Genomic DNA, 10,013 nt, shown 5'->3' with positions numbered 1-10,013 from the left:
GTGACCGGTGGCGCGTTGCTCGCCGGGATCTTCGGGCACCCCGCCGCGTTGCTCGATACCCATGGCGGACCGATCCTTCGGCGTTGAAGTGTCGAAGCGCTTAAACAGATGGCGGCGAGATTAGTGACGCAGGTCGCATCGCACAAGCCCGTTGACAGCAGAAACCCCTGCATGCCAGTGTCGAAACGCTTCAACAAATGGTCTGAGCCGAGGGGTTGCCACGTGGTTCTCGAGTCCGCGCCCATCGCCGAGAGGCTGCCGTTCCGCGACCCCGGACTGCCGCAGCGCTTGCGCATCGACGACCTGCTCGGGCGGCTGACGCTCGACGAGCGGCTGGCGATGCTGCACCAGTACTCGCCGGCCGTCCCGCGCCTCGGCATCGCCGCGTTCCGCACCGGGACGGAGACGCTGCACGGCGTCGCCTGGCTCGGGGAGGCCACCGTGTTCCCCCAGGCCGTCGGGCTGGGCGCGAGCTGGGACGAGGAGCTGGTGCGCCGCGTCGCCGAGGCCACCTCGGTCGAGCTGCGGGCGTTCCACTACCACCGCCCGACCGCCGTCGGCACTGGCACCAACAGCCTGCAGGCGTGGGCGCCGGTGCTGAACCTGCTGCGCGACCCGCGCTGGGGCCGCAACGAGGAGGGCTACTCCGAGGACCCGCTGCACACCGCGCGCCTCGGGGTGGCGTTCTGCCGCGGCCTGGCGGGCGAGCACGACCGGTTCCTGCGCTCGGCCCCGGTGCTCAAGCACTTCCTGGCCTACAACAACGAGAACGATCGCTGCGTCACGTCGTCCGGCGTGCGTCCGCGCGTGCTGCAGGAGTACGACCTCGCGGCCTTCCGCCCCGTGGTCGCCTCCGGTGCCGCCACCGGCGCCATGGCCGGCTACAACCTGGTCAACGGGCGCCCCTGTCACGTGAGTCCGCTCATCGAGACGGAACTTCGCCGCTGGGCCGAGGCCACCGGCCACGAGCTGTTCGTGGTCAGCGACGCCGAGGCACCGTCCAACCTGGTCGATCCGGAGCACTACTTCGACGACCACGCCGAGTCCCACGCCGCCGCGCTCAAAGCAGGCATCGACAGCTTCACCGACCACGGCGAGGACAGCGCCACGCCGGTCGGCCGGCTGCGCGAGGCGCTCGACCGCGGCCTGATCGATGAGTCCGATGTGGACAAAGCGGTGCGCAGGCAGCTGGAGATCCGGCTCCGTCTCGGTGAGTTCGACCCCGGCCTCGACCCCTACGCCGCCATCGGCCCCGAGGTCATCGACTGCGCCGAGCACCGCGCGCTCGCCCGGCAGGCCGCGACCGAGTCGGTGGTGTTGTTGCGCAACACCGGTTTGCTGCCGTTGGCGCGCGACCGGCGGGTCGCCGTCATCGGGCCGCTGGCCGACACGCTGTGCGAGGACTGGTACAGCGGCACCCTGCCCTACCAGGTCACGATCGCCGGTGGGCTCGAAGCCGCTCTCGGTGAGGTCGTCGTGTCGGAGGGCCTGGACCGGATCGCGTTGCACTCCCGCACCAGCGGCGAGCTGCTGGGCAAGACCGCGTTCGACGTCGCCGACTGGGGCGACGGGGTGCTCACGCTGCGGTCCGTCGAGAACCGGCGGTACCTGAGCCTCAAGCGCGAGGACGGGTCGTTGACGACCGAGCAGCAGCAGATCAAGAGCTGGGACGTGGGCGAGACGTTCCGGCTCGTCCCCGCGGACGACTCCTTCTTGCTGCAGAACGTTCTCACGGGCCGGTACGCCGTCGTCGACCCCGTTGACGGCCGCGTGAGCGTCACCGCATCGAACGCTGAGTCCGCCGAACGCTGGCACCGCGAGCTGCTGCACGACGGCGCCGCGGAGGCGGTGGAGCTCGCGCGGTCGGCCGACGTCGCGGTGGTCGTGCTCGGCAACCACCCGCTCATCCACGGCCGCGAGACCGAGGACCGCACGGGCATCGCTCTCGCGGCCTCCCAGGACTCCTTGCTGCGCGCGGTCGCCGCCGTTCGCCCGGAGACCGCGCTGGTGGTCATGAGCAGCTACCCGTACGCCCTGGACTGGGCCGACGAGCACCTGCCCGCCGTGGTGTGGACCTCCCACGGCGGGCAGGAGACAGGCACCGCCCTCGCCTCGGTCCTGCTGGGCGACGCGGACCCCGCCGGGCGGCTCCCGCAGACCTGGTACCGGGGCGACGACGAGCTGCCGCACCCGCTCGACTACGACATCATCAAGGCGGGCTGGACGTACCAGTACCACCGGGCCGCGCCGCTGTACCCGTTCGGACACGGCCTGTCCTACACGGACTTCGCGTACAGCGAGCTGGAACTCTCCTCGGCCACGCTGGACGGCCCGGTCGACGTCTCCGTGACGCTCACCAACACTGGCGCTCGGATCGGCAGCGAGGTCGTCCAGCTCTACGTCCGCGCGCTGGACGCCCGCTACGAGGCGCCCCGGCTGCGGCTCGCCGACTTCCGCAAAGTCTCGCTCTCCCCTGCGGAAAGCCAGGTGCTGACGTTCCGGCTGGCCGGCTCGCAGCTCTCCCACTGGGACGTCGCGATCGGCGCCTTCACCGTCGACCCCGGTGCCTACGAGGTGGTGGTCGCCCGGTCCGCGGACGACGTCGTGCTCACCGCTCCGCTCACGGTGACCGGACCTGCTCCGGCACCTCGCGCCGGCGTCGATCACCGTGTTCTCGCCGTCGACTTCGACGACTACGAGAGCGCGACCCTCGTCGACGCCACCCGGACGACCGGCGACGCCGTCACCCCGGCCGGCGCCGGGCCCGCGACGCTGTGGTTCCGGTCGATCGACCTGTCCGGTGCCGTGCGGGTCGACGCCGATCTCGCGAGCGCCGATCCGGGCGGGCGCCTGGAGTTCTGGACGGACGAGGGGTTGCTGGCGTCGATCCCGGTGCCTGGCACCGGCAGCCGGTACACGTGGACGACCGCGTCCGCTGTGCTGGCGGCACCGCTCGCCGGGGTCCACGACCTGCGAGTGACCCTGCACGGCGCCTTCCGGCTGGCGGCCTTCCGCTTCTCGGCCGGCTGAGACCGGTGGCCCGCCTACCGGCGATGGCGGGCCACCACCCTTTCCCGTCCCCTCGAAGGAGTCTCGATGCCGTTGACGGACGCCCCTCTCGACGAGCTCATCGGCTATCGGCCGGAAATGCCCGCGCCGCAGGACTTCGACGACTTCTGGGACCGGACCCTCACCGAGGCGCGCGCCCTCGGCGGTGCGGTGAAAGCCGACCCGGTCACCGAGCGGCACCTGCTGCGCACCGTCGAGGTGGACGACATCCGCTTCCCCGGCTGGAACGGTGAACCGGTGGCGGCGTGGCTGGTGCGGCCGCGCGGCGCCGAGGGCCCGTTGCCGGTCGTCGTCACGTTCATCGGCTACAGCGGCGGCCGCGGTCTGCCCACCGACCACCTGCTGTGGTCCGCCGCCGGGTACGCCCAGCTCGTCGTCGACAGCCGCGGCCAGGGCCACGACACGCCCGACCGGGACGCGGGCGGCGGCACCCAGTGGGCCAAGGGCTTCATGACCCGCGGCATCGACTCCCCCGAGGACTACTACTACCGGCGGCTCATCACCGACTGCGTGCGCGCCGTCGACGCGGTCGTCGAACTGCCGGGTCTGGACCGCGAGCGGGTGATCGTCGCGGGCGGCAGCCAGGGCGGCGGGCTGACGATCGCCGTCGCCGGGCTGACCCGCGTCGCGGCGGCCCTGCCGGACGTGCCGTTCCTGTGCCACTTCCGGCGGGCGGCGGAGATCTGCGGCGAGGGCCCGTACCAGGAGCTCGCGGAGTACCTGCGCTGGCACAGCAGGCACCGCGTCGAGCCCACCTTCGCCACGCTGTCCTACTTCGACGGGGTCCACTTCGCTCAGCGGGCGACGGCGCCCGCGTTGTTCAGCGTCGGGCTGATGGACCCGATCTGCCCACCGTCCACTGTGTACGCCGCGTTCAACCACTACGGCGGCGAGGACCGGACCATGACCGTGTGGCCGTTCGCCGACCACGGCGGCGGGCACGGCTCGAACGCGGTCACACAGCTGGAGTGGTTGCGGGAGCGCGGTTTGCGGTGAGCGGGGTGCCGCCCGACGGACGGCACCCCGTTCGGTTGCCGTGGTGATCAGCCGACGGAGACGGAGTAACTGTTGGTCGTGAAGTTCAGCCCACCACTGGACGACGTGATCTCGTAACCGAACTGCACGGCGCCGACCGTGACGTCACCGAACCAGCCACGAGCGCGGATCCAGTTCATCACCGCCTTGACGTCGACCGAGCCGGACCCGGTGTTGGACGTCCGGACGAACGAGAACACCGCGTTCGAGCCGTTCGAACCGCGGTACACGTTCCAGCTGTGGCCACCGACCGTCGCCGACGCCTGCCAGGAGCCGATCGGGCCGACGTTGCCGACCTTGTTCATCCACAACATGATCTCGTAGGCGTTGTTGTCGGCCCAGATGTCGTAGGCGGTCGTGTAGGACCCGGCGTTCGGGTAGGAGACGTTGAAACCGCTCGACAGGCTCCCGAGCGAGCTGAGCCTGCGGTTCACGATCTTCTCCGAGTGCGGGTAGGACTTCACCCCGCCGGTGTTGGGCTGGTTCGACCAGACACCCCAGTTGCTGTAGGAGTTGGCCCAGATCGTCTGGGGGCCGGAACCGTTGCCCCACACGTTGTTGCGCACCGTGTAGCCACCGTTCGACCAGGTGCCCCACCGGTCCGACGAACTCCAGGCCGCGGCGAGAGCGGTACTGGTCCCGAGCGACACCGTGAGGACTGCCGCCATCGCGAGAATCAGCGCGCGCATGAGTTTGTGCATCGAGCTTCCCTTCCGCACATCGTTGAACGGAATCCGCGCCGCCCGGCGTCGAAGCGGTTCGAGAGCTCGAACGTAACATCGAACAAATCGAATACACCTGCGCAAAGTATTCGACTGCATTCGCGTCCGAAGTATCGTGAAATCGAACCGTTTCGACCGCAACCGGCGACGTGATTCGTCGAATGCCTCACGACGGTCGTTCGTCACAATCTTGACGATCGTCACCGATCTGAATACCTTCGGGCGGGCCCGGAATCCCTGACCGGAGGTCCACGATGACCACCCGCGCGACCCTCATGACACTCCTCAGCACCCTGATCCTCAGCGGCGCCCTGCTCGCGCCCCCGGCGACCGCCGCGTCCCTGGTGGAGGTGACCGGATTCGGGAACAACCCCGGCCGGATGCGCATGCACGTCTACGTGCCGGACACCCGCCCGGCCAAGCCCGCGATCGTGGTCGCCATGCACGGCTGCGGCGGCTCGGGTCCCGGCTTCTACGCGGGCAGCGAGTTCGCCTCGCTCGCCGGCAGGTACGGCTTCATCGTCATCTACCCGAGCGCACAACAGGAAGCCGGGTTCGGGAAGTGCTTCGACACCTGGTCCGACGCGGCGAAGCGGCGCGGCGGCGGCAGCGATCCCGTCTCGATCGTCTCGATGGTGACCTACGTCCAGCAGCGGTACGGCGGCGATCCGAACCGGGTGTTCGCCACCGGGTCGTCCTCCGGCGGCATGATGACCAACGAGATGCTCGCCCTCTACCCGGACGTCTTCAAGGCGGGTGCGGCGTTCATGGGCGTGCCGTTCAACTGCTTCGCGAACGCCGCCGACTTCCCGCCCGGTCGCAGCAAGTGCACGGGCGGCAGCATGAACCGCACGCCCCAGCAGTGGGGCGACGCCGTTCGTCAGGCCTACCCCGGCTACACCGGCCCACGCCCGCGAATGCAGCTGTGGCACGGCACCGCCGACACCCTCGTGCCGTACTCCTTGCTGCAGGAGGAGATCGAGCAGTGGACCGACGTGTCCGGCCTGAGCCAGGCACCGACGTCCACCGACACCCCGCGCCCCGGCTGGGACCGCCGCCGCTACGCCGGCAAGGTCGAGGCCTACAGCGTCCAGGGCGCCGGGCACAGCCTGCCGTCGGCGGGCATGGCCGCCTCCGCCCTCGAGTTCTTCGGCATCACCGGCCGGTGATCGGCGGCGCCGTGAACAGGCGCCCCGGCCTACCTCCATGAAGGGAACCTTCATCCCACCTGAGGTGGATGAAGGTTCCCTTCATCCCACCAGCCAGACCCTGGTTCTCTCGCAAAAGCCGTGCTTGCACACGCTCAATCAGCGATGGCGCCCCCGACAAGCACCGCGCCTGGTCGTGGAGGCGAAACGATGCGTGATCGACGAGGTGATCTACGGCCCGAGCGGACGCGCCTCACACTACGATGATCGCCATCAGTCGACGCGATCCGAAGGGCGGGCATGATCACGATCAAGGAGGTCGCCCGCCACGCCGGCGTGTCGATGAGCACGGTGTCCTATGTGCTCAGCGGTAAGAGGACCATCTCGGAGGAGACCAAACGCCGCGTCGAACGCAGCATTCTCGCCCTCGGCTACCAGCCGAACGCCGGTGCGCGTGCGCTCGCGTTGAACAGGGCGCGGGTGCTCGGCCTGGTCGTGCCGCTGCGATCCGGCGTGAACATGCCGGTCATCATGCAGTTCGTCGCGTCGATCGTCGCCGCCGCGCGCGACTACGAGTACGACGTGCTGTTGCTGACCAAGGAGTCCGGCCCGGACGAGGCCCATCGGGTCATTGCGCGGTCCATGGCGGACGCGATCATCATGATGGACGTGGAGAGCGCGGATCCGCGCGTGCCCGAACTGCGCGCCGTCGACGCGCCGGTGGTCCTGCTCGGCATGCCCGACGACCACGAGGGCCTGAGCTGCGTCGACCTCGACTTCACCACGGCGGGCAAGCAGATGGCGGGCCACCTGGCCGATCTCGGGCACCGTTCGATCGCGCTGATCGGCTCGCATCCCTCCGTGTACGACCGCGGCACCAGCTACGCCGCCCGGCTGCTGGCCGGGTTCAGGAGCGAGACCTCCAAGCGGAACCTGGCCGCGTCGGTGCACTCGTGCGCACCCGGTTACGCCTCGGTCGCGGCGTGCCTGGACGACGTGCTGCGCCCGGACCGCGGCACCACCGGCCTGGTCGTGCACAACGAGGCGATCCTCGGCCAGCTGCTGCTCGAACTGCGGCGCCGGTCGCTGGACGTGCCCGCCGACCTGTCGGTGATCACGCTGTGCCCGGACGACCTCGCGGAGAACCTGGCCGTTCCGCTCACCTCGATGACCGTTCCCGCCGAGGAGCTCGGTGGGATCGCGGTCGAGATGGTGATGGCCCGGCTCGCCCAGGAACACGCGCCGGAGGTGCGCCTCCTGCAACCACGGCTCACCGATCGCGGCAGCACCGCGGCTCGCTGACTCAGCTCGCCGCGACGATCCGCCACTGCTGGTTGGTGCTGCCGCTGTCGTTCCACTGCCCGAGGGACGCACTGGCTGACGTGCGGCCCATGCCGTCCAGGTAAAGGCCGGTGGCGCGGTTCCTGATTCGCACGTCGTTGCCCCTGGTCTTGCCCGTCACCACCAGCCACTGCTGGCTCGTGGCGGTGCTGCCCGCACGCTGGCTCACCTCGGCGCCGTTGGACGAACGACCGGCGCCGTCCAGGTAGAGGCCGGTGGCCGCGTTCCTGAGCCGGACCTGCGAGCCGGCGTTCTCGACGATCCACCGCTGGTTCGTGCTGGTACCGCCGGTGCCCTGGCCCGCGGCCGAGTCGGTGGCGCGGCCGAGGCCGTCGACGTACCAGCCGGTGCCGATGTTGCGGATCTCGACCGTGGTGCTGCCGCCGTCGCCCAGGCCCCAGGAGTAGCGCAGACGTTGCAGTCCCGACGGGTTCGTCAGCGACAGTGCGATGTTCTGGCCGCTGCCGGCCCTGGTCGTCAGGCTGTACCAGTCGCCGTCGCGCAGGCCGGGCCAGTACACGCCGCCCATCCCGAGCTCACGCAGCTTCGCGCTGACACCCCTGATGTAGTCGGCCATGTACGACCCACTGGGGATGCTGTAGTCGACGGGGTCGAAGTACACGCCGTTCTTGGTGCCCGGCCCCATCGCGCCGCCCCACTCGGTGGCGATGGTGCGGCTCGCGTAGCCGCCGATGTAGCTCGCGATGTGGTTCCCCCACTCGGTTTCGCTCTCGTAGCCCGCGAAGAACGAGTAGTCGTGCACCGCGAGCAGCGTGCCGTTCAGCCTGCTGTCGCCGCCGACCGCGGCGACGTTCTGGGCGAGACCGGCGCCGTCGAGCACCACCCTGCCGCGCGGCACGCCGGAGTACCTGGCGAGCCAGTCGTTGTACATCGTGTTGAGGTCGCCCGTGCTGTAGCCGTGCGGCTCGTTGATGACCTCGAAGTAGGCGTTCGGGTTTCCGCCGTACTTCGCGATCACCTTGTCCCACATCTGGTTGAACGCGGTCGTGTTCGGCGGCCGGCCGCCGGTGTAGGCCCAGTACGCGAAGATCACGTTGCCCTTGGTGAGCGCGGTGTCGAGCGCGCCGGTGTAGGTGCCCCAGTAGTTCGCCACGGTCGGCTCGTTGATCGGGACCCGCACCGTGTTGGCGCCGGTGATCGAGTACAGCTGACCGACGACCCGGTCCGCTACGACAGCTGCCGACGAGTAGGTGTCCGACGCGCTGAGCCCCGACGGGTAGAGCACCCCGTTGACGAAGTTGTCCCTCTGGTCGGCCCAGTTCACGCCCCTGAACTGGCTCGTGGAGGCCTGCGCGGGGGTCGAGACGCTCGTGACCAGGCCGGCGGCGAGCAGCACCGAGGCCAGCAGCCGCAATGCGGTAAGCGCTTTCCAACGAACACTCATCGGCTGCTCCACTGCAGTCAGTCACTCGTCGCGACCGGTCGGATGCGGGTAGTGCCCGGTGGCATGAGAGCAGTCAGGCGCAGAGGACGTCAAGAAGATGTGCATGCTTATTTTGCGCCTGGCTCAGCGGCCTGATCACCGCGCTGACCACGTTCGATTCCCGATCGATGGCTTGTCCTGGCCGTTCGACACGCATGTATCCTGATTCGACGATCCGAAAAGTCGTACTCATGAAGGAGTCGTCTCGGTGGATGCCGAAGCCGCACCTGTGTCCCCCGCCCCCTACCGGCCGGGCTACGAGCGGGTGGCCGAGCGGATCCTGCAGCTGATCGCCGAGCTGGAGCTGCGCCCCGGCGACCGGATGCCGACCGAGAACGAGCTCGCCGCGCAGATGGGCACCAGCCGCACGGTGGTGCGCGAGGCCGTGAAGATCCTCTCCGCACTGGGCCGCGTGCGCGCGCACAAGGGCCGCGGGCTCTACGTGGCCGACGACGAGGGGATGCTGGGCGCCCCGCGGCTGGGCGGTTTCTTCCTGCCCACCGACCTCGACCACGTCTACATGCTCTTCGAGTTCCGCCGGGTCCAGGAGACCGCGGCGGCACGGCATGCCGCGACCCGCGCCACCCCCGCTGAGCTGCGCGCCATCGCGGCCGCCGCCGAGCTGTGCCGGGAGGGGCACGCGACCGGGCAGGCGGCGCTGTTCGACCGCGGCGACGACGAGTTCCACCTGGCCGTCGCCGCCGCCTCGCACAACCAGTTCCTCGTCGCGGCGGTGCGCGAAGCCCGCCGCCTGCAGCGCCAGTCCAACATCATCGGGCTGCGGGGAGCGGTCGGCAGCCACACCGCGGAGGCGGTGGAGGAACACGCCGCGATCTACCGGGCGATCCGCGACGGCGACGAGGCCGCGGCCGCCGAAGCCGCGGCCGCGCACGTGGACCGGACCCTCGACGACTACCGCCGGGAGATCCAGCGCCGCGTCTTCGGCTGACCTGGACCGCCCTTCCGGATGTGTGCTACAAAACTTCCGATGTTCGGTGCGATGTATCGCACTGAACCGATGCACTGAAGCATCGAGGGAGCGACGCATGTCCGTCATCGCACGCATGCCTCTGCCGCACACCGAGATCGGGCGACCGGTCCCCCGCCGGCGAAGACACGACTTCGCCCAGGCCTTTCTTCTCGCGATGAACCTCTGACCTTCGTCGAAGCCCGCGTTCGACCAGCCCGCTTGTCCATTGTGGATGAACGGGTGAATTCCCTGTGCTCGAAGGAGTTCCTCAATGTCATCCCGAT

At 69.5% G+C, this 10,013-nt stretch carries 7 protein-coding genes; 5 read left to right on the top strand and 2 right to left on the bottom strand.

Annotation, left to right across the window (positions count from 1 at the left end):
* The first annotated feature begins 222 nt into the window (after positions 1 to 222).
* Together ABZX92_RS43600 and ABZX92_RS43595 are read left to right on the top strand one after the other, a co-directional pair.
* On the top strand, positions 223 to 3,030 hold the full coding sequence (locus tag ABZX92_RS43600; protein WP_355571692.1) for a glycoside hydrolase family 3 C-terminal domain-containing protein: 2,808 nt from the start codon (positions 223 to 225) through the stop codon (positions 3,028 to 3,030).
* Between the two features lie 66 nt (positions 3,031 to 3,096).
* Positions 3,097 to 4,065: an acetylxylan esterase gene (locus ABZX92_RS43595; protein WP_355571690.1), complete on the top strand. Its 969-nt coding sequence runs from the start codon at positions 3,097 to 3,099 to the stop codon at positions 4,063 to 4,065.
* Positions 4,066 to 4,112: 47 nt separating this feature from the next.
* Here the strand turns inward: ABZX92_RS43595 and ABZX92_RS43590 are convergent, their stop codons facing one another.
* Positions 4,113 to 4,805: a hypothetical protein gene (locus tag ABZX92_RS43590; RefSeq protein WP_355571688.1), complete on the bottom strand. Its 693-nt coding sequence runs from the start codon at positions 4,803 to 4,805 to the stop codon at positions 4,113 to 4,115.
* A gap of 296 nt (positions 4,806 to 5,101) precedes the next feature.
* On the opposite strand from ABZX92_RS43590, the gene ABZX92_RS43585 reads away from it, so the two are divergent.
* On the top strand, positions 5,102 to 5,995 hold the full coding sequence (locus ABZX92_RS43585; protein ID WP_355571695.1) for a PHB depolymerase family esterase: 894 nt from the start codon (positions 5,102 to 5,104) through the stop codon (positions 5,993 to 5,995).
* A gap of 264 nt (positions 5,996 to 6,259) precedes the next feature.
* Complete coding sequence (locus tag ABZX92_RS43580) at positions 6,260 to 7,276, top strand: LacI family DNA-binding transcriptional regulator (protein WP_355571693.1); 1,017 nt, start codon at positions 6,260 to 6,262, stop codon at positions 7,274 to 7,276.
* 1 nt (position 7,277) lies between these two features.
* On the opposite strand, the gene ABZX92_RS43575 is transcribed toward ABZX92_RS43580, so the two are convergent.
* The gene (locus ABZX92_RS43575) at positions 7,278 to 8,720 is read right to left on the bottom strand and encodes an RICIN domain-containing protein (protein ID WP_355571686.1); all 1,443 of its coding nucleotides are present in this window, start codon (positions 8,718 to 8,720) and stop codon (positions 7,278 to 7,280) included.
* Between the two features lie 247 nt (positions 8,721 to 8,967).
* Here ABZX92_RS43575 and ABZX92_RS43570 point away from each other — a divergent pair, with 247 nt between their 5' ends.
* A complete protein-coding gene (locus ABZX92_RS43570) occupies positions 8,968 to 9,708 on the top strand; it encodes an FCD domain-containing protein (RefSeq protein ID WP_355571684.1) in 741 nt (246 codons plus the stop codon).
* The last annotated feature ends 305 nt before the right edge of the window (positions 9,709 to 10,013 follow it).

It is taken from the genome of Lentzea sp. NPDC006480, assembly GCF_040611995.1.
In the GTDB taxonomy this organism is placed as follows: domain Bacteria; phylum Actinomycetota; class Actinomycetes; order Mycobacteriales; family Pseudonocardiaceae; genus Lentzea.
This window is presented reverse-complemented; position numbering and strand designations above follow the sequence as displayed.